Below are 23,655 nucleotides of genomic sequence, written 5' to 3' on the forward strand. Positions count from 1 at the left end.
GTTTAGCCTGATATTTACTGCATATTTCATTTCTTTCAATAATAAGTTTGATAAGAGCGGTGTGACTCCACTAGAAGAAAAGGAGCAGTTGCATTTCCTAGGTCGCTTTATTATCAGTGCGTTAGCAAAGGAGGAGAAAAACGTCTCCTAAAAAAAAGCGGCAAGTTTTATATGAATGATAGAGGGTGCTTATGAAAGGCGCGGGGATTTTTCATGTCGACTGTTTTTGTCCTGAATTGTGGCAGTTCATCTATCAAATTCCAAGTCGTTGATCCTAAAACGGCAAAGGTTTTCTTTCACGGGATTGCAGAGAATGTGCAAACCGATCGGTGTACTTTGAGCTGGCAAGTTGGCAAAAAGAAGGATAAGAAAAGTCTCCTCAAATCGGGTTATCATGATGTGATCGAAGTGGTTGTGAAACTTCTCCGAGAACACGAAGATATTGAAAAGAAAATTGTCGCTGTGGGACACAGGGTTGTCCATGGGGCAGAAGAATTCATCGAGTCGGTAATTGTCGATGAAGAGGTCCTGACCAAAATTCACGATTGCAGTCACTTGGCACCCCTGCACAATCCTGCCAATGCCCTCGGCGTTGTGGTGATGCAAGAGCTTTTCCCCAAGCTTCCTCAGGTGGCAGTTTTTGACACGGCTTTTCACCAAACCCTTCCCAAATACGCTTACCTCTATGCGATTCCCTATCAGTACTATGAAGACTATGAAGTGCGTCGCTATGGTTTTCATGGAACAAGTCATCGCTATATCACACAACTTGCAGCTGAAACACTTGGGAAAAACGAAGAAGAACTTTCAATCATCAGTGCTCATTTGGGCAATGGTTGCAGTGTTTGTGCGATTCAAGATGGCAAAAGTGTCGATACGAGCATGGGACTGACACCTCTCGAAGGGCTCATGATGGGACAAAGAAGTGGCGATGTCGATCCTGGAGTCATCGGGTATCTCTCTGAAAAACTTCAAGTTGAAGCGCAAGATGTGGTCACGATGCTGAACAAGATGAGTGGTTTACTGGGAGTTTCTGGAGTGAGTGCCGACCTTCGGATGGTGAAAAAAGCAGCTGAAGAGGGAGACGGACTTGCTGTCCTTGCTATTGAGATGTTTTGTTACCGACTTGCCAAGTACATTGCCTCATACTTTGTGCCACTTGGTTTGCCAGAGGCACTTGTCTTTACCGGAGGGATAGGGGAAAATGCAACGTTCATTCGAGAGCGTGTGATAGAATGGCTCGAGCCAATGGGGTTTGCTATCGATCCCGCTCGCAACAAAGACCATGGGAAAAAATCTGCACAAGTCATTTCACATGAAGGTGAGCAGCCACTCATTCTCGTGCTTCCGACAAATGAAGAGCTACTAATAGCACGTGATGCCATCAACCTTTTGAGGCGTAAATGACGCACACTCTACTCATGGCTCCCATTGGATTAGGTGTTGGTCTGGCGACGGTTTCTTCAGGTCTTGTGCGTGCTTTAGAAAACCAAGGACTTAAGGTCTCTTTTCTTGATCCAGTGACACATGATCGACGAGCAGGAGAAAAAGTCTGTAAAGAGACAGCACTGTCACAAGTCGACAAACCTTTACCCATTCAATGCGTAGAGTCTTTGCTCAGCCAAGGAGAAGAGGCACAGGTTCTCGAGTTTCTCGTGGCTCACTATGCACATCATGCGAAAGACGCTGATATCGTGGTGATTCAGGGGATCATTTCGACGCAGCTCAGAGGATATGCCCCTCAGCTCAACTTTGACATCGCACAAGCTTTAGATGCTGAAGTGATTTTTGTCATAGCTCAGGGAAAGAACACTCCAGAGACGCTTAGTGAACAAATTGAAATTGCCGCTCAACCTTATGGCGGTGTGGGACACGCAAAGACATTGGGATGCATGATCAATAAAGTGGGTGCCCCAGTTGATAAATATGGCAACGCTCGCATCGATTTGTTTGATCCCATTGAAAGTGCTCAAGATGCAAGCGAAGCGATGACAAAGTGCGCTGTTTTCAAAAAGAAAAATTTCCGCTTACTCGGTTGTTTTCCTTGGGAAAGAAGGTTGATGGCTCTTCGAGTAAAAGACATTCAAAAGCATTTGGGTGCCATGGTCATCTCAGAAGGAAAGATGAATGAAAATCGGGTCATGCATTTGGCATTTGCTGCGGCGACAGTTGAAAATATGGCTAAAATTTTGAAACCTGAGACAATGGTTGTCACTTCTGGCGATAGATCTGATGCTATTGTGGCAGCGTGTTTGTCCTATTTAAATGGAACAAACCTCGCGGCGTTAGTGCTGAGTGGGGGATATCTACCTGGAGAAAATACCCAAAAACTATGTCAAGAAGCGAGAAAAATGGGACTGCCCATCTTGTCTGTTCAAACTGACAGTTTACGTACAGCCATTTCACTTGAAAACCTCAACATCGAAGTTCCTGAAGACGATGTGGAAAGACAAGAAATGATCAAAGAGTTTGTCGCTAGAAATATCGACAAAAAATGGATTGAAGAGCTCGGAGCTACGCATCCACAAAGATACCTATCTCCTCCTGCGTTTCGGTATATGCTCATTGAAAAGGCGCAAAAAGCTCACCGCAAAATTGTCCTGCCTGAAGGAGAAGAGTCGCGCATTCTTCGTGCAGCAGGGATTTGTGCAAGACGAAAAATTGCAAAAATTGTTCTGCTTGGGAATCGTGAAAAAGTGGAGAGGCTAGCAGAAGAGCATAATGTCCCGCTAGGTGAGTGGGTGGAAGTCATTGACCCTTGCTCCGTCCGTGAAAAATATGTTCCTGCGCTCGTTGAATTACGCAAACACAAAGGGGTAACTGAAAAAGATGCTTATGAGTACCTCAGTGATGAAGTGATGCTGGGAACGATGATGCTTGCCACTGGAGATGTCGATGGACTTGTAGCAGGAGCGACTCACACAACAGCTCATACCATTTTGCCTGCATTAAAAGTGATCAAAACCAAGCCAGATACGAAACTCGTTTCTTCAGTTTTTTTCATGTGCTTGCCTTCTCAAGTTCTCGTCTATGGAGATTGCGCTGTCAATCAAAACCCCACAGCGCAAGAGCTTGCTGACATTGCAGTTCAAAGTGCGGACTCGGCAGAGCGGTTTGGCATTCCAGCCCGCGTTGCCATGATCAGCTACAGCACGGGGAAATCTGGAACCGGTGCAGACGTTGAAAAGGTTGAAGAGGCAACGAGACTCGCAAGAGAAAAACGTCCAGATCTTCTCATAGATGGTCCCCTTCAATATGATGCGGCATTCACACCCGATGTTGCAAAAAAGAAAGCACCTGATAGTCCTGTTGCAGGAAAAGCAACAGTCTATGTATTTCCCGACCTCAACACAGCAAATACGACCTATAAAGCTGTCCAACGGAGTGCGAACGTTCTGTCAATAGGTCCAATGCTTCAAGGACTCAAGAAGCCTGTAAATGATCTTTCTCGTGGTGCCACGGTTGCGGACATTGTTTTTACAATTGCAATCACTGCAATTCAAGCTGAGGTGTAATGAACCCTGCTTTCTTGAGAGCAGTTTCAGCTTTGGGGCTGAAGCGATTCACTTCTTTGAGTTTTTGAATGGCTCCTGAGCGTACAAAGAGTTCCATCATCTGCTCGTTTGCCACACCTAAATCGATCAGCCGTTCTGTTAAAAGTTCAGCACGAGAAAGATTTGCGTAATGGCGCATCCCTCCCGTTTTTTCAACACAAGAGGGGAGGGGATCTAATCGGTCATCTGTTCGAGGGTGCACAAAAAAAACGATTGCATACCTGTCTTCGCTAAGCCCGTTATCCACCACCCGATGAACTGCTGCTTTGCACAGACCATTCGATAAGTTTTCTAGCATGTCACCACAATGAACAAACATCATGCCTTGTGGAATGTTGATGTCGATCCAAGAGCCATCTTTGGCTTGGACTTGTAACCCTTGCGCACTCGCACTAGGGTAAAGGGTAAAAAGATTGATGTCAGTGTGAGTGCCAGCCCAAATGGCATTTTCAGGTGGATTTGCCGGATAGTGCGAAATCCGCATTAAGCTATCCCCTTCTTGAATCATATCGAGAAGTAAGCCCTTTTTTTGGTCGAGTAGTTCTGAAAAAGCCTCACCCAACTTATTTTTAAATAAATCGATGCGAGCAAAAAGTGGTTCCATCGCAAAACGAAATTCTTTGCTATTTTCAGGCCAAACATTTTTCTCATACTGTAGTCTTTCTAGATCCTCGCTTGGAAGCTCTCGGCCAATGTGGTAAAACTCCTTAAAATCGACACGTGTTTCACCTTTTGCCGACTCACCTGGTAAATACCCCCGATGACCATTTGGAGAGAGGTAATTAAGCTTTTCATCGCTTGCAAAAAAGATTTTTGCTTGTTCGTATGCGCGATTGATTGATTTCGACTCAACAGGAAACCCATCTACATAGAAGTAACCCACTTCTTGAACAGCTTCTTCAAATGAAAGGAGAAATTGCTGCTTTTTGGCCGGATTTACGTAATCTTCGAGATGGATAATTGGGATGGAGGGTGCTTGAGCGACTAACACAGAAGAGAAAAGTAAGGCAATAAAACTGCAAAATTGTTTCATTGTTGCCCCCATTAGGCTCATGATAGCAATGATTTTAAGATCTTTAGACGAAAAGTACAAGTCAAAAATAGCTTTTTCAAGTATAATCGCTTCAAAAGCCCCAAAAAAATTTGACAGATGAACTTCTACATTGAACCAGCAGTTTTAGAAAAATTTCCCCACCTGAAAGTGGGAGTCTTAATCGTAAAAGATGTCAACAATCAAGGGATGCATCAAGAGATCCAAGAGATTGTTGCGGAACAGGCCCAGGCGCTCCAGAAGAAATACGAAAACCAAGATCTCAACCAGGTGCCGAAGATTGCCGATTGGCGCTCTGCCTACAAAGCTTTTGGTTATAAACCCTCTTCCTATCGTTGCAGTGCGGAAGCCCTTTTGCGTCGTCTCATCCAAGGCAAAGAGCTTCCCAACATCAACCCTGTTGTGAACCTTTACAACTACATCTCTGTCAAGTACGCATTACCTGCTGGTGCTGATGATTTAGACAAGGTACAAGGGGATATTCGACTAGCTGTTGCCAAAGGAGATGAATCGTTTGTGACGCTCGGCTCACGTGAAGAAGAAACCGCCAAACCAAATGAAATCATTTACCGCGATGATGCCGAAGTCCTTTGTAAAGCGTGGAACTGGCGCGAAAGTGACAAAAGTAAAATCACCGATGCAAGTCAAAACATTTCCCTAGTCATTGAAGGGCTAGAAAACACCTCCTTAGCTGAAATTGCTACTGCGTTGAAAGAGCTCAAAGAACTCATTGGAAAGTATTGTGGAGGTCAAGCTGAACTTTACCTCCTCGACCAAGAGTTTCCTCAGGTTTCACCTGAAGCAGAAATTTCTACTCGCCCCATTCCTGTCGAATTGCCCGAACCCGATTACCACAAGCATGAAGCCTTCCAAACGCGCAAACAAAAGCTTCAAGAAATCCGCGACATGGGCATGGATCCCTATCCTCACAAATACGATCCGACTCATCAAATGAAACACCTTGAAGACAAGTTCGAAGGACAAGCGATAGGAACAGCTGATGAAGCAATGGAAGGAAAAACAGATCAAGTTCGCGTTGCTGGACGGATGATGCTTTTCCGTGCGATGGGTAAAAATGCCTTTGCTCATCTTCAAGATGAATCAGGACGGATCCAAGTGATGTTCAATCGTGATCTCACAAAAGTGAGAGGACTTCCTGAAGGAACCGAACTGACTCCACTCAAATTCATCGAAAAGAAAGTCGACCTAGGAGACATCCTCGGTGTCGAAGGCCATCTTTTCCGCACTCAAAAAGGGGAGCTGACCATTTTTGTAACGGAAGCCACGCTCCTTTGTAAAACGCTCCTTCCCTTACCTGACAAACATAGCGGTCTCACAGACAAAGGAACCCGTTATCGTAAACGATGGCTTGACCTCATTACGCACCAAGATGTGATGGAGCGACTTAAGATGCGCAGCTTTCTCGTTTCCAACATTCGCAGGTACTGCGAAGAAGCTGGCTTTATGGAAGTCGAAACTCCCGTCTTGCAAAACATCTATGGTGGAGCCGAAGCACGCCCGTTCATTTCGGAGCTCAATGCTTTGCACCAAACGATGTACCTTCGTATTGCCATTGAAATTTCGCTTAAAAAGCTCATTGTGGGAGGACTTTCTCGCGTCTTTGAAATTGGAAAGGTTTACCGTAACGAAGGACTTGACCGTACACACAATCCTGAGTTCACCATGCTTGAAGCCTATGCTGCCTACTGGGATTACAACGACGTCATGGTTTTTACTGAAAATCTCTTTGCTTCCCTCGCCATAAAACTCTACGGTTCAACCAATATTGGAATGCGCCAAGATAAGCAGGGGAATCAACACGAAATCGATCTCAAAACTCCTTGGAAGCGCCTTTCTATGAAAGAAGCGATTCAGCTCTATGCGAAATGCGATCCTGATAAGATGTCAGATGCCGAAATGCGCATCAAACTCAAAGGGAAGATCGAAGAGGAAGATCTTCAAGATGCTCCACGAGGAAAGCTCATCGCTTATCTTTTTGAGGAGTTTGCAGAAGAACACCTCATCCAACCTCACCATATTATCGATCACCCCATTGAGACGACCCCACTCTGTAAACTCCACCGCGACCCCAAGTTGCGTGAAGAGCAGTTCGTCGAACGGTTTGAGACATTTATTCTTGGATATGAGTTCTGTAATGCCTACTCTGAGCTCAACGATCCTGAGTTGCAAAGGCAGCTCCTTGTCGATCAGAATGTGAAACGAGAGGGTGGCGATGTCGAAGCCAATCCCATGGACGAAGAGTTTATCGAGGCCATTTGCCAGGGGATGCCACCAACAGGTGGGCTGGGAATTGGGATCGACCGTCTCACCATGCTTTTTACAGATGCGTTCTCAATCCGAGACGTGATCTACTTCCCGATGATGCGCCCCGAAGAGTAGAAATCTTTATCTCATTTAATACCAGTCAATTAAAGCGTAGAAGTCATATATATATTCCTCACAGGTCATTAAAAAATATATTTAATAATCTATTTGAAAAATATTCAGAAATTGTTAAAATTAAAGGTAGAGAAAGAGTGTTCTTATTGTCATTAATATAACTTTCTCATAAGCAACTCTCCTTTCTCTTTGTGAATATGATTACAAATTAGAAGAAAGTCAATTTCTTCTAGGTGGTGTTTATAAGAAACAAAGAGAGTCATTTTGTATCTGAAAAAGCTTCTTAGATAAGTTTGCAAGAGCTGTATGCTTTTGTCTAAGTTGTGTTAAAAAATACAAACCCTCAATTTTTAATGGTTTAGTCAAATCCTATAAACGAAATAGGTAGATACTCCCTCGTATCTCAATCTATTTAGTCAATAAGATATGATTATTCCGTAACTCAATAGAAGAGGAAGTTTTATGAGTAATGTTAATCAAACAACAAACGTTGCCAACAGTGAACCCTATATTCCCCCAGCCACAACTGATCTGACTCAAGCCGAAAAGGATATCTTATCAGAACTACAGCTCCTTTCTCAAACCTTGGAGCAGCTAGATCCGAAGCAAATCGCAGCTGAGCTCGAAAAAAAGGGGGTTCCCAAAAATCAGGCAGAAGAAGAAGCCTTAGAAGAAGCCAAACAGCGTTCCAGTAGTAGCTATTATATTTCTAGACTAACGAATGAGCTTCAATCTCTAAAAGGGACGTTTGTTGAAGACCTCTCTCCTCAAAACACCATGAGCCCCAAAGATAAAGAAACGTTGAAGGGCTTTGAAACTCAAATTGATTCTGTATTGAATAACTTTGTCGATCCAGTGAATACCGATAAGAGTATTTTAGACTGTGCAGGTGATCCTGATCAAATGAAGTACTTTTTTCAAGATGTTTTGTACAAAGAACCGCGAGACATAGATTATGTGGTCGATGATCTTGACCCTGTTGAAAAACAGTTACACCAAGCCATAGACAAATCCTAATCCCTGTTTTCGTGCGCATCCCGTCGCACTCTACGTTGTGTGCTCCATTCTGGAGCACACATTGCTGCTTCAACCCCTTGGATGAAAAGTTTATCGGGGCCATTTGCCAGGGGATGCCAGCAATAGGCGGACTGGGAATTGGGATCAACCGTCTCGCTATGCTTTTTACTGATGCGTTTTCAATCCGAGATGTGATCTATTTCCTGATGATGCGCCCCGAAGATTCGATATCAAGAACCTCAACTCCTACAGAACCAAAGAAGTACTCAATCCGTTGGGTGTTGAGCTTAGGTTTCAGTTTTTCAATGATTTGTAGCTCAAACGCCGAGGGATCCCGACTAGGAGTCCACAGCATAGGCATAGACCACATAACAACTGCGAAAAGGCTTTCATGTTGTTTCCTGAGATAATTACTCCATCATAAATTATCTATAGATAAGCAATAAACTGCAAACTATGAGTCGGGCCTTTATTAAGTGATTTAAATACAATTATTTGCGTTATTTTTTAAACTTAAATTGCTCATTATTAACAGACTAAAAAAATTAAATTAAGATATTGTTAAAATTGAGTGTAGAGGAAGGGCATTCTTATCGTTTTCTAATTTTCTAATATACAATAAGTATTCTCATTTCTCTTTGCGGAAACTAAGGGATAGCTTGAAGTTTGATAAGGAACTTCTAGCGTTATTATTTGGAAAAGCGAAGAGATTCTTTTTTTATAAAATTGCTTGAAGTACAGAGATTTAAACATCTACTCCTGTTGGTAAAATAGGTGAGCTGTGGGCTATATCCATGGTCGAGATCCTATTTGCTCAACAAGACTAGATAAATACATAACCATAAAGGGGAAAAAATGGGTAACACGATCAACAATGTTGCAGCATTCAATTATCAACAGCCGAAGACACCACCAATCTCAAATGATCCAACAGTCATTGCTAGTGAAATGCTTGTAGATTTAAAAGCTATTGAAAATACCTTGGGAAAGCTCGATCCGCAGATAATTGCAACAAAACTCATGAAAGAAATGACTGAAGTAGCAGCTAAAGAAGGGATTAAGTTAACTCCTGAACAACTAAAGACAATGTCAGATGAAGCACAGAAAATAGCGCAGCAAATTGCTTATGATCGTGCTTCGGGGAACTACTACCCAACTCTTTTAGCAAACGAGGTGAATTCGTTAAACAACATTTACTATCAAGATATTACATTAGGCCTCGACCCAGGAGATGGACAACCACAACTTCCAGATAATCTTGAGACAGCTGAGCTTTTAGGAATGACCCAGTTAATTAAATTCGTTCTAGATAGCTTTAACTATACACCAAGTTATCCTCCAGGAGCGAATCCTACTAACATCATTGATGCTGCAGGGCAAGGGCCGGATGCAATGAGTGAATTTTTGGAAGCTGTTATCACTCAGCCAGGAGAAATAACCAGTGTTATAGACAACTTAAATGGCCTTACGAATCAAATGGAAAGCCTTTTAGGCCACAGTAGCTCTTCTTCACCTACTGAAATCGATGCATCTGAAATTGACGCGGCAGCAAAGCCAGGTTCTGAAATCGATGCTGGAGCAAAGCTCATCGCATTGATTGATGCAGGAGCGAGTGCAACAGAAATTGATGCGGGACCAATGATTGATGCAACTGCAATGCGAAGCTCATTGATCGATGCCTAATGGGGGTTGGGCTTAAGATTTCTGAAGGTGCGCACTAAAGCGCACCTTTTAAAAAGGTAAGTTTCAAAAGTTTTAGAGGGGTAAAAAATGGATAACACGATCAATCATTCTTGGGTAAATGATCCAATGCATCTAGAGCAAGATCTTCGCTCTAATGATTACAAAACACATCGTGTGATCAAAGTAGGAAAGGTCTTTCAAGTCGTAGCGTTTTTGGACCAGATTACACATCATTTAAAAGCTCTTGGAGAAATACATGAAACTGAAGTATTGCCTTCAGCGATTGATACAGGACCAGTCCAATCACTCGAATCTAATGACAAGAAAATGATGAGGGAATATCTCGAAACTTGGATTCATGGGAACATCAATGTTTTCAATACAATGCGACAGCAACTCGAAGATATGAAAAAAAATTAGAACTCCCAAAGAAGATTGAAACTTCTTTTTGTGTGCTCTTTTAGAGCACACTTTTTTTTTATTCAAAAACCGACTAGCATCATACCTTTTATTTTAGGAGGATGCTATGTCACGCTTCATTTTTGTCATATGTTTGGTCTTGAGTTTTTCTCTCGGTGCACAGGAAACGCGTATTTTGAGTTTAGATGGAGGAGGTGTAAGAGGAGTGGTTTCTCTTTCTCTGCTTAGCCATTTGCAAGAGGGGACTGGGATCAATTATCGGGACGATTTTGATATTTATGCTGGAACATCGACCGGGGCTATCATTGCAGTGGCTTTGGCGTGCGGTATGGATGTCAATGAGATCTTAAAAGCTTATAAGACATTGAGTGCGGAAGTCTTTTCAGATGGAAGTTATTTGTCGGTCTTTAAGCCAGAATACAGCCAGGATAAGCTCAAGCATAATATCAAAAAGATTTTGCAAGCATGTGGCTTGAGCGATGATGTTTTGGTGCGCGATCTGCCTCAAAAGATCATCATTACAACTGTCAATCTCGATGACAAAGAGGTCCATCGATGGCGCATGGACTTTATCGAAAATATTACCCCAGATGGGGGAAACATCAAGGTTGTCGATGCAATCTTAGAATCGACTGCGGCACCGACTTACTTTCCTGCAGAGCATGACCATGTAGATGGAGGAATGGGGATGAATGATCCGACTCTCGCAGCTCTGATGTTTGCTTATGAGCCAACGGATGATTTGCGCGACTTTGTCATCTTATCTGTGGGAACAGGATATGATCCCCGCTATGTCAAAGGCGGAGAAGATTGGGGGACGTATGATTGGATCACTCATGGATCTCCTCATAGTGGTTCTCCAGCTTTGGTCAATTTGCTGATGGATGTCGAGGCACAAATTCCCGAGCAAGTGGCGTCGAAACTCTTAGGTGATCGGTACCGCAAGTTGAATTTTGCTTTGCCAAAGGCCATTGGACTAGATGATTACAAATCGATTGATCATTTGCTCAAGTATACACGTGAATTTATTGGGAATGACTTGACAGGATGGCATGAAACGATCGCTTGGACCAATGAGCACTTAGGAAAACGTTGAAATTGGGTCGATGTCGACAAGGGTTCGAATGATTCTTTGATGGCGACTTTTAAGCACTTGGTCAATGGCGTGGGAAAGCACTTGGCTGCGTGCGCCTTTGATCAGAAGTTTGAACCGGAATTGATCTTTGATCTTTGCATATCCTGAGGGGATGACAGGGAAAATGGTGTAAGAAGGGGGCAGTTTATCAATGAGGGCGTTTTGAATTTGCTCGGCAAAAGTGAGGACCTTTTTCTCATCTGTTCCACTAAAGGTGATTTTTGCGAGTCGTGCAAAGGGAGGGTAGCCAAAAAGCTCACGTGACTCGATTTCTCTTTGAAAAAAGGTGGGATAATCTTCTTTTGCCGCTAAGCCTAGAACAGGAGTGTCGGGCATGCACGTTTGAATGATCACTTCTCCTGCCAACTCACCTCTACCAGCGCGACCTGAAACTTGAGTGAGAAGTTGAAAAACCCATTCGCTTGAGCGAAAGTCGGGAAGGTTGAGCGCGCTATCTGAGTTCAGTACTCCAACGAAAGTCACGGCGGGAAAGTGGAGTCCTTTTGCAATCATTTGGGTTCCGATGAGGACATCAGCTTTTCCAGATCGAAACGATTTAAGCAAGAGGTCGTGACTGCCTTTATGGCGTGTGGTGTCGGCATCCATGCGGAGGGTTCGTATCTCAGGGAAAAGTGCGTGCAAGGTCCGTTCGACTTGCTCTGTTCCGACTCCTTTGTAGCGAAGAGACGCTGTTGCTTGACAGTAGGGGCATTGAACGGGTGGTGGGGCTAAGACAAATCCGCAAAGATGGCAAGCGAGGTAATTGTTTTTCTTATGAAAGGTGAGGCTTACGTCGCAATGGGGGCACTTGACACTTTGGTCGCAGCTCTCGCACAGTTGAAAGGTATGATAGCCTCGCCTGTTAAGAAAGAGAAGAGATTGTTCTCCTTTTTGGACCCGCTTTTTGATGGCATCAAGGAGAGCTTCTGAAAAGAGAGTAAACCCGCCAGCGCGGCTAAACTCTTCTTTCATGTTCACAAACTGGACTTTGGGCAGAAGTGCATCAGTGGCTCGTTTTGTTAAAGCGCTGAGTTCGTACTTTCCACTTTTTGCATTGGCATAGGTTTCAAGTGAGGGGGTGGCACTTCCTAAAACGACAGTGGCGTTGGAGAATTTCCCCCGCATGATCGCCACATCACGTGCGTGGTAGCAAGGTTGCTCTTCCATTTGTTTATAGGAGCTTTCGTGTTCTTCGTCGACGATGATCAGGCCTAAGTGTTTCACAGGGCAAAAGATCGCCGACCGGGCTCCAACAACAATCGAAATATCCCCTTTTCGGATGGCGTGCCAAATGTCAAACCGCTCTCCATCACTCAGGCGGTGGTGCAAAATGCCGAGCTTTTCTGTAAAGCGAGACTTGAGCCGTTCAATCGTTTGCGAAGTGAGAGCGATTTCTGGAACAAGGAGAATCACTCCTTTGCCTTGCTTCCGTGCTTCATGGATGGCTTGCAAGTAGATTTCTGTTTTTCCACTGCCGGTGATCCCGTGAATTAGGTGAGTTTTGAAGTTGTCAGCCTTGAGTGAAGTTTGGATTTTATCGAGCGCTTGACGTTGCTCTTCTTTGAGAGTCTTTGGCTTGGTTTGAAAAAATTCGAGATCTTCTAAGGGACTTCGGTTGATTTGAACTGTTTCTAATGTGAGTAGCTTCTTTTTTGCAAGCGTTTCAACAGGGCTTTTGGAGCAACCACTTTGCTCAAGGAGTTCGGTTAGAAGGATGCCTTTGGTAGACTTGAGTAAAACTTCGAGAATTTTTGCTTGAGCGGGATTTTTTTGTTGCAGGGTACGGCAATGCTCTGCGAGTTGACTTGGCGAGATTGCCCGTTTGACAAAGAGTTGCTCTTTTGCCTTTGTCTCTTTCCGAATGGTTGCGGGGAGAATGACATGGAGGACTTTGCGCAACGGGGTGCAATAATACTCACTCACCCAATTTGCGAGCTGAAAGAGGTCTTCCGAAATGAGTGACTCTTCAGAAAGCACTTCACGCACTTCTTGAACATTTGGAACACTAGGTGTGTCTTTGAGGGCGACAACTGTGGCTTTGCGTAAGGACTTTTGCACAGGTACAAGAACGCGCATGCCAACTTCAATTTCACCGGAGAAGGAGTAATCGAGAGGCTTGTTTAACCCTTGGTCTAAGAGGACGGAGACGTAGTGGGTTTTTAGTTGAGTGTTTGGCATAGGACGTTCCATAGGGAGCGCTTAAGATAAGGGTCTTTGTAATAGAGGGCAAGATCGGGCAGGAGAAGCAAAGGAATATTGCCTAAGAACCGGGTTTTTTGTCCGGGATTTTCTTTGTAGAACGGAAGGAGCTCTTTCGAACTAAAAATGAGATGGTCAGGACATAAAATGAACTTGAGTTTGGGAGACTCTAAAAAAAGATCCCACTTCTTTTCTTGCTCGAAAGAGGTCATTTCAATCACGCGGGAAGGAGCAAAGGTGAGTGAAATCGCTTTGGCAAGGTTTTCAAGAAAGAAGCGGTAGTGTGTGCCCTGAAACAAAATGGGAATTTCCGGCACAAGGGACTTTTCATTCCATGCATTTTTGACGCGCTTGGCTTTTTCATCGGGAAGGGGAGTGTCGTGTAAAAATAGCTCGGGAGTAATCGACTTGAGTAGTGTTCCCATCCGGTTCGATTGGGTGGGAGCTGGTTTGGCTGGAGGATGCAAATCGAGGACTTTTTCTTTTTTCTTTTCAACTTTTGGAGCAACAGGAGGTGGCGGAGCTTCTGCGACTTTTGGTTTTGGTGGGGGCATCACTGGAGTTGGAGGTAGCGGAAGCGTTTCTTTTTTTGGCAAACGCTCTTGGATATAAGCAAGAGTTTGATCAATCAGCTGAAGGTAAGAGTTGTGTATCATACCTCCTTATTAAACCAGATATAGAGGGAGTAATGGAAGCACAATTTTGCCTTTCGTAAAAATCTTATAAAGATGTAAAGTGGCCAACTTTAAAATTGAAACTTGCAAACGGGTCAGAGTCATGAAAGACAAAATGCAACTGAAATTCGCACTTATTTGTTTTCTACTAATTCAAGTTTGGGGATTAAGTCCCTTCACCTTGCATGCAAAGGAAAAAACAACTTTGCTTGTCACAGGTGGAGCGGGTTTTATCGGCTCAAACTTTGTTGAGCACATGTTTGAAACACACTCTGACTATCACATCATTGTTTTGGATGTCCTAACTTATTCAGCAAATGTCGAGAACATTCCCAAGCATATTCGCAATTCTCCTAGATTCTCCCTAATTCAGGGATCGATTTGTGATGAAGAGCTTATCAATCAATTAATGGCCAATTCGGACTTTGTGGTGCACTTTGCAGCTGAATCAGATGTGACCCGTAGTATTGTTGACGATCGAATCTTTTATGAGACCAATGTGATGGGAACGCGGAACTTGCTGCACCATCTAGTTAAATATCGAGACAGTGTGAAGCGGTTTATTCACATTTCTTCTTCGGAAGTCTATGGCACGTGTGAAGATGAAGAACTTACTGAAGAAAGTGTGTTGAGCCCCCGCTCACCTTATGCGGCATCTAAAGTTGGTGCAGAGGCTTCGGTTTTTGCTTATGGATGCACATATGATTTGCCAGTTGCAATTCTTCGCTTTTTTAACAATTATGGGCCGCGGCAGCATCCTGAAAAAGTTGTGGCCAAATTCATTATCTATGCATTGAAAGATCTGCCGATCCCAGTTCATGGAACAGGTGAACAATCGAGAGATTGGGTTTATGTCAAAGATACAGCACGAGCAATTGATGCCGCTCTTCATGTGAGTGATTTTGAAACCATTCGCAACCAAATCATCAATTGTGGAACGGGGCGAGACATTTCTATTGCAACAATTGCTAAAACGATTTGCCGATCTGAAGGAGTTCCTTTAGAGCGGGTTGTATTTACAGCCGATCGACCTGGACAAGTCCAAAAACATCTCTCTTCGACCGCAAAGGCAAAAAAGTTGCTTGGTTGGGAGCCTTTAACGTCTTTTGAACAAGGAATTGAAACAACACTCAATTGGTACCGAAATAATCCAATGGTACCGAAATAATCCAAGTTATTGGGAGCACTTCATTTTTGATCCGCAGCTGCGGAAAAAGAACGAAGACTTAGTTGTTGAACGTATTGAAAATTAAGGAGGGCGTCATGAAGAAGCTCGGATGCATTTTACTATTGAGCTTGTTTTTCCATACTTTAAGTTTTGCTGGAGAGACGTTTTTAGTCTTCGGTGGGAAAACAGGTTGGATCGGCCAAATGGTCGTGAACTATCTTGAAGAGCAAGGATATGAAGTTTACCCTGCAGAATCGCGGTTAGAGCGTCGAGGAGATGTTGAAGCTGAAATTGCCCGCGTTCAACCTGACTATATCATCAATTGTGCCGGCTTAACAGGAAGACCTAATGTTGATTGGTGTGAGGATCATAAAGTTGAAACGTTGCGCACTAACGTCATTGGAACACTTAATCTCATTGATGTAGCGTATCAGTATGGCATTCATGTGACTAACTTTAATACAGGATGCATCTATGAATACGATGAAGAGCATCCAATGGGAAGTGGGATTGGATTTAGCGAGGAAGATGAGCCAAATTTTGACGGGTCTTTTTATTCTAAATCTAAAGGCATCTTAGAAAAGTTGATTCCCTATTATCCCAATTTGCTCAACTTACGCGTTCGTATGCCGATTTCATCAAATTGGCATTGGAAAAACTTTGTGGTCAAAATTTCGAAGTATGCCAAAGTCATCAACATTCCCAATTCAATGACGATTCTTGATGATTTACTCCCTGTTGCCTGTGACATGACTCTCAGGGGGCTTAAAGGGAACTATAACTTTGTCAATCCAGGTACACTCTCCCATAATGAAATCCTCGATCTGTATCAAGTCTATGTCGATCCGACATTCACCTATGAAAACTTCACAGTTGAGCAGCAGGATCAGATTTTGAAGGCTAGACGTTCCAATAATGAACTAGATGCAAGCAAACTTCTTCAAGAATACCCTGATATTCCCGATGCTAAAACATCCATTCATCGGGTGCTTCAAAAAATGTATGAAAGGAGAAAGTGTTCCTGAAAATTAGAATAGAGATTGATAGACAGAAGAGGGAAACACATAGAAATTTGCAATTGATTTATAACGAGGTGCTTTTATGAAGTCGTTTTCACTGAAATTATTGGCGTTCTTTTTTATGACGCTTTTTTCTTTTGGGCTAGGCGGAGGAGCTTCTTCTCTTGTTGGGGCTCAAACAAATCAACTCTCTCTACAACAAGCAAAACAAAATCTTTTAAAGAACCGAACCCGAACAGATTTGATTAACTACCTAATTGTAAAAAACAATTATCAAAGTTACTTAGAAATTGGGGTTGCTAGTGGAGATAATTTTAACCATATCCAAATTGCTAGAAAAGATGGGGTAGACCCTCACGGCAAACCAGCCAACTATCATATGACTTCAGATGAGTTTTTTGCGAGATACTCCAATAAATACGATATCGTATTTATTGATGGTCTGCATCTTTGCGATCAGGTGATTAGAGATGTTGTAAACTCACTAGCCAGCTTAAATGAAGGTGGAATGATTGTCATGCATGATTGCTTACCTGTAACTTTTGAAAACCAAGTTCCTTATGTTATCCAAGGTGCGTGGAATGGTGATGTTTGGAAAGCGGCAGCACATATTCGAATGCATATGCCAGATGTCTATTTTTGTGTTCTAGACATGGATTGGGGATGCGGAATTGTGAATCCAAGTTTTGGTCAAGAAACCTACCCTTACGTTCCATTTAACGACTTAGATTGGAACTTCTATGTGGAAAACCGTGATTCACTTCTCAATGTCAAAAAAGTAGAAGATTATATTCAACCTTAGAAAGGTATTTATGAGTTTTGTTAGAGGTAAATTTAGCGGTTTTGTTTTAATACTGTTTTTATTGTGCTCGAATGTATTTTCTCATGAGGTTAGTCATGGGAAAGTTGAAGAACATTATTTGGAAGGGACAACATTTTTAGTTGAGCAGCCGAGCATGTCTGTTTATGGGCATGGATTGCTAGACGGTGTTTTTCCTCTGTATGTGTATTTGTTCAATAATCAGATGCTGGATAGTTCTTTCAATGTAATCTATGTGAACTTGGGCATGAGTCAGTCGAATAGCAGTGAAGCCAACTTAGTGGTATTAACCAAAGACATATTTCATGCCAAAGAAATCAAAGTGATTAATAAAGATGAAATAAAAAAGAGAACTTTTTCAACAATTGAAACTGGTAATTGTAAACTCATTTGCAGTCATATAATACAAATTCCAGGTCAGCATTTTTTCCGAGCATATCCAAAGGCATTTGGATACATGAAGCAAATGAAAAGGGCAGGACTGGATGGGAATTTCTTGTTCTATGACAGTAGTCACTCAGAAAATATTGTGACTAAATTTACCTCACACATTTTGGATTATTATCAAGTTAACGAAATAAATTACCCTAAGAATGAAAAGCTGATACTTATTAGTAAACGGGCAGAGGGAGGCTGTCGAGTAATAAAAAACATTGATGCGTTGAAAAGCACTTTAGAGGAAAAAGGTTGGACAGTTCGCTTTGTGGATTGTGCTGGCATGTCGATTGCGGATCAAATTAAAGAAGTCTATCAGTGTCAGTATTTCATGGGTGCAACAGGGAGTAACTTGGTCAATGCAATGTTTCTCCCAAAAAATTCTACAGTTGTATTTATCTATCCAAAGCATTCACGTATCATGTTTAGGAATTGGGATACAATCTCTGCAGCCCTTCTATCGAATGGTGTTCAATTGCTCGAATATGAGAAACCAAAATATGATACGCGGGATGATTATCCTTTAAGGAATGCTGTAATTGGTTCGAAGCTTTTTGATCTTTCTGATAACATTTTGAGATTAAAGCCTTGTTTTGCCAATTTCGAAAGCATAACAGGTATGGATCTATACCCCCTATATAATATGAATTTTTATATTACCCCGGAAGAAGTGGTGCAAGCCTTAGAGGACTACAAGTTTTGTGATGTTTCATTAGATTAAATCTACAAACTAAACAGAAAATAAAGCATCGACATAACTTTCAGGATCAAAGGGGATGAAGTCGTCTTCTTTTTCCCCAATTCCAATGTACCTGATAGGAATTCCCATTTGGTGGTAGATGGAAAGGATGATCCCTCCTTTAGCCGAACCATCGAGTTTGGTGAGGATGAGTCCTGTAAGGGGAGTGAATTCATTAAAGATTTTGGCTTGGTCTAGGGCATTTTGTCCTGTTGTTGCATCGAGGACGAGGTAAATTTCATGCGGAGCTTCAGGTAAGACCTTCTGGGTGACGCGGGTGATTTTAGCGAGCTCTTCCATCAGTTCGGTTTTCGATTGAAGGCGACCAGCTGTGTCGGCAATGACAACATTGATTTCTCTGGCTTTGGCGGCGGAGAGGGCATCGAAGATCACAGCAGAAGGATCTCCACCAGGTTTTCCTTTCACACAATCAATTTTCAGACGTTGTGACCAGATGTCAAGCTGCTCAATCGCGGCAGCGCGGAAAGTATCGGCAGCGGCAAGGAGAATCTTTTTCTTTTCTTGTTGAAAGAGGCGAGCGAGTTTCGCGCATGAGGTCGTTTTTCCACTTCCATTCACGCCAACGATGAGAATCATTTTAGGTGAGCCTGCTTCAGGAGTTTTTCCAGAGATGGATGGGGGACGGTGGAGGATGTCTTGGGCATGGTGCTTCATCGCATCGATCAGTTGAGTTGAAGTCGAGTGAGGATTTTTTCGGGCAAAGCGGCGGATGTGATCGACAAATTCTGTCGCAAGTGCACTTCCCAGATCTGCTTCATACAGAATCTGTTCGAGTTCATCTAATGTGTCTTCATCAAGAGGTTTTCCAAAAAGATCGCGTACCTTTTCACCTAAGATTGAGCGAGTTCGAGAGAAAGCACGGCGGATTTTACTAAGACCGGTTTTCAGGAGGCCAAAGACCATTTTAATGTCCCTTTTTTCGTTGCTTGATAATAGGAGTGTACCACATATAGAAATTAGGGGGTAGAGACTGCATCTACCCATAATCCGAGAGGAAGAATGAATACGCATGAATATCAGGCTAAAGAGGTTCTGAAAAAATATGGGATGCCCATCCCTGGTTTTGGGGTGGCTGCATCAGTGGGTGAAGCGGAGCAAGTGGTTCAGTTACTAGGGCTGAAGCAAGCTGTTGTTAAAATACAAGTTCATGCGGGCGGCCGGGGAAAGGCAGGAGGAGTCAAATTTGCAAAATCTAAAGAAGAGATTGCAAAAATTTGTAAAGACCTCATTGGCATGAAGATGGTCAATAATCAAACGGGTCCTCAAGGTGTTGTGGCTCATAAGGTCTTAATTACCGATCCCGTTGATATTGCAAAGGAATACTATCTTGGAGCCATTATCGATCGTGAAAATGCTCTGCCCATTCTGATTGCTTCTCCCGAAGGGGGGATGGAAATCGAAGAAGTAGCAGAGAAAACCCCTGAAAAAATCTTGAAATTGCCTATCCAACTTGATGGTACGGTTCGCCCTTATCATTTAGTTCGATTGGCAAGTTTCATGGGGTGGAAAGGCGACACTGCAAAGCAGGGGATGAAGACGGCTAAGGCTTTAGCAAAAGCCTTTATTGAAACAGATGCCGACTTACTCGAGATTAACCCTCTTGTCGAAACACCTGATGGTGATATTTGGGCAGTCGATGCCAAGCTCAGTGTCGATGACAACGCCTTATTTCGCCAGCAAGAGATCGCGAGCTTTTTCGATCCATCGCAAATTTCTCCCAATGAAGTGACAGCAAAGGAATATGATCTGGCTTACATTTCGCTTGAAGGGGATATTGGCTGTATGGTCAATGGAGCGGGACTTGCGATGGCGACGATGGATATTATCAATCATTATGGGGGGACGCCAGCAAACTTTCTCGACGTCGGAGGAAGTGCAGACAAAGAAAAGGTTGCTGAAGGATGCAAAATCATTTTGGCAGATCCTAATGTGAAGGCGATTCTCGTGAATATCTTTGGTGGAATCATGAACTGTGCAACGATCGCAGAAGGAGTGATTGCTGCTGCCAAAGAGCTCGGGATCAAAGTGCCGCTTATTGTCCGACTTGAGGGGACAAATGTGGAACAAGGAAGAAAGATACTAGAAGAGTCGAGTCTTAAGATCATTTCTGCGACGGGAATGGCAGATGCGGCAGAAAAAGCTGTACAATCAATTAAATAGGAAAGTCAGATGGCAATATTCATAGGCAAAAAAACGAAAGTCATCACCCAGGGAATTACAGGAAAAGCTGGGCAATTCCACACAGAGCAGTGCATTGCCTATGGGTCCAACTTTGTTGGCGGTGTGACTCCAGGGAAAGGGGGAGAAGAGATTTTTAACCTTCCGATCTTTGATACTGTCTATGAAGCCAAAGAAAAAGTGAATCCCGATGCTTCGATGATTTTTGTACCACCGCCTTTTGCTGCTAGTTCGATTTTGGAAGCTGAGGAAGCGGGGATTCCATTGATTATCTGTATTACAGAGGGGATTCCCATTCGTGATATGATTGAAGTGTCTCGTGTGATGAAGGCATCAAAAACATCTCGGCTCGTTGGCCCCAATTGTCCTGGAGTGATCACTCCAGGAGAGTGTAAAATTGGGATCATGCCAGGATACATTCATAAAAAAGGGAAAATCGGGATTGTTTCCCGTTCGGGAACCTTAACTTATGAAGCGGTGTGGCAAACGACTCAAAATGGACTGGGACAAACAAGTTGTGTGGGGATTGGGGGAGATCCTTTAAATGGAACCAACTTTATCGATGTTCTCCGTGAGTTTGAAAAAGATCCTGAGACGAAAGGGATCTTCATGATTGGGGAAATTGGCGGAAATGCTGAAGAAGAAGCTGCAGAGTGGATTAAGCAAAATTGTACAAAACCTGTCGGTGCTTTTATTGCGGGAGTCACAGCTCCTCCGGGGCGACGCATGGGCCATGCAGGCGCAATTGTTTCTGGTGGAAAAGGAACGGCGCAAAGTAAAATGGAAGCACTTAAGAAGGCGGGTGCACTTGTCGCTGCATCTCCAGCGGAGATTGGCGAGACGATGGCAAAAGCAATGAAAGGGTAAACATGCTCCGGATTCCCGGGAAAATACCAGTTGCAATTTCTCCATTTTTTTGGGTTACGGCCGCGCTGATCGGCTGGATCAATAGCATGGGTTCCGGTAGTCCTTTTTTACTGATGCTCATTTGGATCTTTGTCATTTTTATTTCAATTCTTGTCCATGAGTTTGGGCATGCGATCACTTCCCGTTTTTTTGGTCAGACACCGAGGGTTGAACTTGTCGCTTTTGGGGGAGTTACTTATCAAGAAGGACGTCGACTTAGAGGGTGGCGAGAATTTATTGTCATTCTCAACGGACCGCTCTTTGGGTTTGTCCTCTTTTTATTCATGTTGATGTTGCTCAACACTGGCTGGTTTAAAAGTCCTGTGACGCTAGCCACCCTTCAAATTTTTGTTTGGGTTAATCTCTTTTGGACCATTGTGAATCTCTTGCCAGTGATGCCCCTTGATGGAGGTCAACTTTTGCGGGTGATTTGCGAGTCCATTTCAAGAGGAAACGGACTGAAGTATTCTCTCTTTTTCAGCATGCTTTTTTCAGCGCTTCTTGCCTGCTTTTTCTTTTTTATTGGATACTTTCTTATTGGAGCGATTTTCTTTCTCTTTACTTTTCAGAATTTCGCCTCTTGGAGAAGGGTTCGGGTGATGACTGACGAGGATCAAAACGATGATCTGACTCTTGAACTGAAGGAGATTGAAGATCTCCTAGCGAAAGATCATAAAGCTGCCGCTCTGCCCCGACTTGAAGATATTCGCCAAAGAGCGAAGAAGGGTTTGATTTTCAACTTAACGACTCAATATCTTGCAGCTTTCCGAGCAGAAGAAGGCAACTTTCAAGAGGTCTATCAACTTTTAAACCCCATTAAAAAGCATCTTAGTCCCGAGTCGACCATCCATTTGCATCGTGCAGCTTATGAAATGAAAGACTTTCCACTCGTGATGGAGCTTTCAGGGGCGACTTTTCAATACTTTCCTGATCCTGATGTAGCTCTTTACAATGCAGAGGCAAGTGCCGTGATGAAGCAAGTGGAGCCTACGATTGGCTGGCTCAAAGCCGCTCGCAAATGTGGAATCAATAATCTCAAGACCATCATTGAAAAAGAGACCTTTGCTTCAGTCAGAGATATTCCTGAATTTCGTGATTTCCTAACATCGCTCTAGAACGTCTTTTTCCAGGCATCATGGATGGCTGTGGCTTTTTCTTGATCGATGACCCTTGTCAAATAAGAGAAAAGCACCGTATCAAACGCAGTCGGATGCTTTTTAATGAAGTCACGCACCGTTTGATAGGCGAGTTCTTGAGCTTCTGCAAAGGGATAACCAAAAATTCCTACAGAGATCGCTGGAAAAGCAATCGAGCGAATCCCTTTCAACCTTGCAACTTCCATGGAATTGCGGTAGGCATTTGCCAAAATTTTTTGGCGATTGGGAGTGCTCCCACGTGGGCCGGCAGTATGCACAACATACTTAATCATGGGTTGATCTTCTTGGATTTTGTAAGAGGATGTGATGACAGCATCACCTGTTTTGATGCGATCTGTTGCACTTCCTTTTAAGAGTGGGATTTTTTTGCACTCATTATAGAGCTCAACGCCTGCTTTGCTATGAATGGCCCCATCAATTCCACCACCACCAAGTAGGACTTCATTGGCAGCATTGACGATGGCTTCTACAGGTAACAACATGATGTCTCCATAGAGTGCTTGTACGGTTGTCTTTTGAACGGTTGCTTTTTCTGGAAGAGCTTTTGTAGTAGAAGTAGGTGCTTTTTCTTTAGTTGGTTTGGGAGTTTCTTTGATAGGAGTTGGGATGGGAAGTCGAGTTTTTTTGGTGTGTACTGGTTGTGGCTGTTGAAGAGCAATTGTGGCATAAGAGATAAAGCTACTGATTAAAAGGGTTTGCATGCACTCTTTTGTCACTTCATAGCTAAGGCGACCGAAAAGAGAAACTCCATAGGAAGAAAGAGCAGCAAAGTAAATAGCGGCGGTTGCTCCGATTCCGAGTGCAACTTTAGCAAATCGAGTTTCATCGAGATTGAATATGGATTGAAGGCCATATTCAGCCATTGCAGTTGTTGATGTTAGGCCTCCGACCCACAAAGCACTTTGCAGGGCATTCAAAGGAATGACATTCTTCGCAATCAGTACCCCAACTGCAGTCCCAGCTAGAGGATAGAGCATTAAATTTGCTGTGTTTGATGAATTAAAAATTTCTTTTGTCATAGCAGCCTCTCATTAAACTCCATATACTATACAAAAAAGGTCCTAAAAGGACTAAACGAT

At 43.2% G+C, this 23,655-nt stretch carries 20 protein-coding genes and 1 pseudogene; 15 read left to right on the forward strand and 6 right to left on the reverse strand.

Annotation, left to right across the window (positions count from 1 at the left end; genetic code table 11):
- Positions 1-213: 213 nt before the first annotated feature.
- Entirely contained in the window at positions 214-1,407 is a 1,194-nt protein-coding gene (locus tag ACOOFG_RS03890; RefSeq protein WP_420422333.1) for an acetate/propionate family kinase, read from the forward strand.
- A complete protein-coding gene (gene pta, locus ACOOFG_RS03895) occupies positions 1,404-3,515 on the forward strand; it encodes a phosphate acetyltransferase (protein ID WP_420422334.1) in 2,112 nt (703 codons plus the stop codon). The genes ACOOFG_RS03890 and pta overlap by 4 nt, the downstream gene beginning before the upstream one ends.
- Here pta and ACOOFG_RS03900 read toward each other — a convergent pair.
- Positions 3,490-4,587: an isopenicillin N synthase family dioxygenase gene (locus ACOOFG_RS03900; protein WP_420422335.1), complete on the reverse strand. Its 1,098-nt coding sequence runs from the start codon at positions 4,585-4,587 to the stop codon at positions 3,490-3,492. The genes pta and ACOOFG_RS03900 overlap by 26 nt on opposite strands.
- A gap of 207 nt (positions 4,588-4,794) precedes the next feature.
- Between ACOOFG_RS03900 and ACOOFG_RS03905 the strand changes: the two are divergent.
- From ACOOFG_RS03905 to ACOOFG_RS03915, 3 genes and pseudogenes are all read left to right on the forward strand, one after another.
- A pseudogene (locus ACOOFG_RS03905) lies at positions 4,795-5,259 on the forward strand (B3/4 domain-containing protein); the annotation flags it as partial.
- A gap of 180 nt (positions 5,260-5,439) precedes the next feature.
- A complete protein-coding gene (lysS, locus tag ACOOFG_RS03910; RefSeq protein ID WP_420422664.1) occupies positions 5,440-7,005 on the forward strand; it encodes a lysine--tRNA ligase in 1,566 nt (521 codons plus the stop codon).
- 462 nt (positions 7,006-7,467) lie between these two features.
- Positions 7,468-8,022 carry a hypothetical protein gene (locus tag ACOOFG_RS03915; RefSeq protein WP_420422336.1) on the forward strand — a complete coding sequence of 185 codons (555 nt, stop codon included), beginning with the start codon at positions 7,468-7,470 and terminating at the stop codon, positions 8,020-8,022.
- A gap of 196 nt (positions 8,023-8,218) precedes the next feature.
- Here ACOOFG_RS03915 and ACOOFG_RS03920 read toward each other — a convergent pair whose 3' ends face one another.
- On the reverse strand, positions 8,219-8,392 hold the full coding sequence (locus ACOOFG_RS03920; RefSeq protein WP_420422700.1) for a hypothetical protein: 174 nt from the start codon (positions 8,390-8,392) through the stop codon (positions 8,219-8,221).
- 485 nt (positions 8,393-8,877) lie between these two features.
- Here ACOOFG_RS03920 and ACOOFG_RS03925 point away from each other — a divergent pair, with 485 nt between their 5' ends.
- The 3 genes from ACOOFG_RS03925 (at position 8,878) to ACOOFG_RS03935 (ending at position 11,221) form a co-directional block, all read left to right on the forward strand.
- The gene (locus tag ACOOFG_RS03925) at positions 8,878-9,705 is read left to right on the forward strand and encodes a hypothetical protein (protein WP_420422337.1); all 828 of its coding nucleotides are present in this window, start codon (positions 8,878-8,880) and stop codon (positions 9,703-9,705) included.
- Positions 9,706-9,792: 87 nt separating this feature from the next.
- Positions 9,793-10,125 (forward strand): hypothetical protein, encoded by a 333-nt coding sequence (locus tag ACOOFG_RS03930; protein WP_420422338.1) that lies wholly within the window; start codon positions 9,793-9,795, stop codon positions 10,123-10,125.
- A gap of 106 nt (positions 10,126-10,231) precedes the next feature.
- Positions 10,232-11,221 (forward strand): patatin-like phospholipase family protein, encoded by a 990-nt coding sequence (locus ACOOFG_RS03935; protein ID WP_420422339.1) that lies wholly within the window; start codon positions 10,232-10,234, stop codon positions 11,219-11,221.
- On the opposite strand, the gene priA is transcribed toward ACOOFG_RS03935, so the two are convergent.
- On the reverse strand, positions 11,207-13,438 hold the full coding sequence (gene priA / locus ACOOFG_RS03940; protein WP_420422340.1) for a primosomal protein N': 2,232 nt from the start codon (positions 13,436-13,438) through the stop codon (positions 11,207-11,209). The genes ACOOFG_RS03935 and priA overlap by 15 nt on opposite strands.
- Positions 13,420-14,115, reverse strand: a complete 696-nt coding sequence (locus ACOOFG_RS03945) for a hypothetical protein (protein ID WP_420422341.1) — start codon at positions 14,113-14,115, stop codon at positions 13,420-13,422. The genes priA and ACOOFG_RS03945 overlap by 19 nt, the downstream gene beginning before the upstream one ends.
- 121 nt (positions 14,116-14,236) lie before the next feature.
- Here ACOOFG_RS03945 and ACOOFG_RS03950 point away from each other — a divergent pair, with 121 nt between their 5' ends.
- The 4 genes from ACOOFG_RS03950 (at position 14,237) to ACOOFG_RS03965 (ending at position 18,296) form a co-directional block, all read left to right on the forward strand.
- On the forward strand, positions 14,237-15,301 hold the full coding sequence (locus ACOOFG_RS03950; protein WP_420422342.1) for a dTDP-glucose 4,6-dehydratase: 1,065 nt from the start codon (positions 14,237-14,239) through the stop codon (positions 15,299-15,301).
- A 95-nt stretch (positions 15,302-15,396) separates the two neighbouring features.
- Positions 15,397-16,326, forward strand: coding sequence for an NAD-dependent epimerase/dehydratase family protein (locus tag ACOOFG_RS03955; protein ID WP_420422343.1), 930 nt, complete (start codon positions 15,397-15,399; stop codon positions 16,324-16,326).
- Between the two features lie 76 nt (positions 16,327-16,402).
- Complete coding sequence (locus ACOOFG_RS03960; RefSeq protein WP_420422344.1) at positions 16,403-17,122, forward strand: class I SAM-dependent methyltransferase; 720 nt, start codon at positions 16,403-16,405, stop codon at positions 17,120-17,122.
- Between the two features lie 10 nt (positions 17,123-17,132).
- Positions 17,133-18,296, forward strand: coding sequence for a glycosyltransferase family 61 protein (locus tag ACOOFG_RS03965; protein ID WP_420422345.1), 1,164 nt, complete (start codon positions 17,133-17,135; stop codon positions 18,294-18,296).
- Between the two features lie 9 nt (positions 18,297-18,305).
- On the opposite strand, the gene ftsY is transcribed toward ACOOFG_RS03965, so the two are convergent.
- Complete coding sequence (gene ftsY / locus ACOOFG_RS03970) at positions 18,306-19,238, reverse strand: signal recognition particle-docking protein FtsY (RefSeq protein ID WP_420422346.1); 933 nt, start codon at positions 19,236-19,238, stop codon at positions 18,306-18,308.
- A gap of 96 nt (positions 19,239-19,334) precedes the next feature.
- Here ftsY and sucC point away from each other — a divergent pair, with 96 nt between their 5' ends.
- The 3 genes from sucC to ACOOFG_RS03985 are packed head-to-tail and all read left to right on the forward strand — an operon-like array spanning position 19,335 to position 22,534.
- Positions 19,335-20,495, forward strand: coding sequence for an ADP-forming succinate--CoA ligase subunit beta (gene sucC, locus ACOOFG_RS03975; RefSeq protein WP_420422347.1), 1,161 nt, complete (start codon positions 19,335-19,337; stop codon positions 20,493-20,495).
- A 9-nt stretch (positions 20,496-20,504) separates the two neighbouring features.
- A complete protein-coding gene (gene sucD, locus ACOOFG_RS03980; protein WP_420422348.1) occupies positions 20,505-21,380 on the forward strand; it encodes a succinate--CoA ligase subunit alpha in 876 nt (291 codons plus the stop codon).
- A gap of 2 nt (positions 21,381-21,382) precedes the next feature.
- On the forward strand, positions 21,383-22,534 hold the full coding sequence (locus ACOOFG_RS03985) for a M50 family metallopeptidase (protein ID WP_420422349.1): 1,152 nt from the start codon (positions 21,383-21,385) through the stop codon (positions 22,532-22,534).
- On the opposite strand, the gene ACOOFG_RS03990 is transcribed toward ACOOFG_RS03985, so the two are convergent.
- A complete protein-coding gene (locus ACOOFG_RS03990) occupies positions 22,531-23,595 on the reverse strand; it encodes a macro domain-containing protein (protein WP_420422350.1) in 1,065 nt (354 codons plus the stop codon). The two genes, ACOOFG_RS03985 and ACOOFG_RS03990, sit on opposite strands and share 4 nt — an antisense overlap.
- Positions 23,596-23,655: the final 60 nt, after the last annotated feature.

The organism is Simkania sp. (assembly GCF_965215465.1).
Classification (GTDB): Bacteria; Chlamydiota; Chlamydiia; order Chlamydiales; family Simkaniaceae; genus Simkania.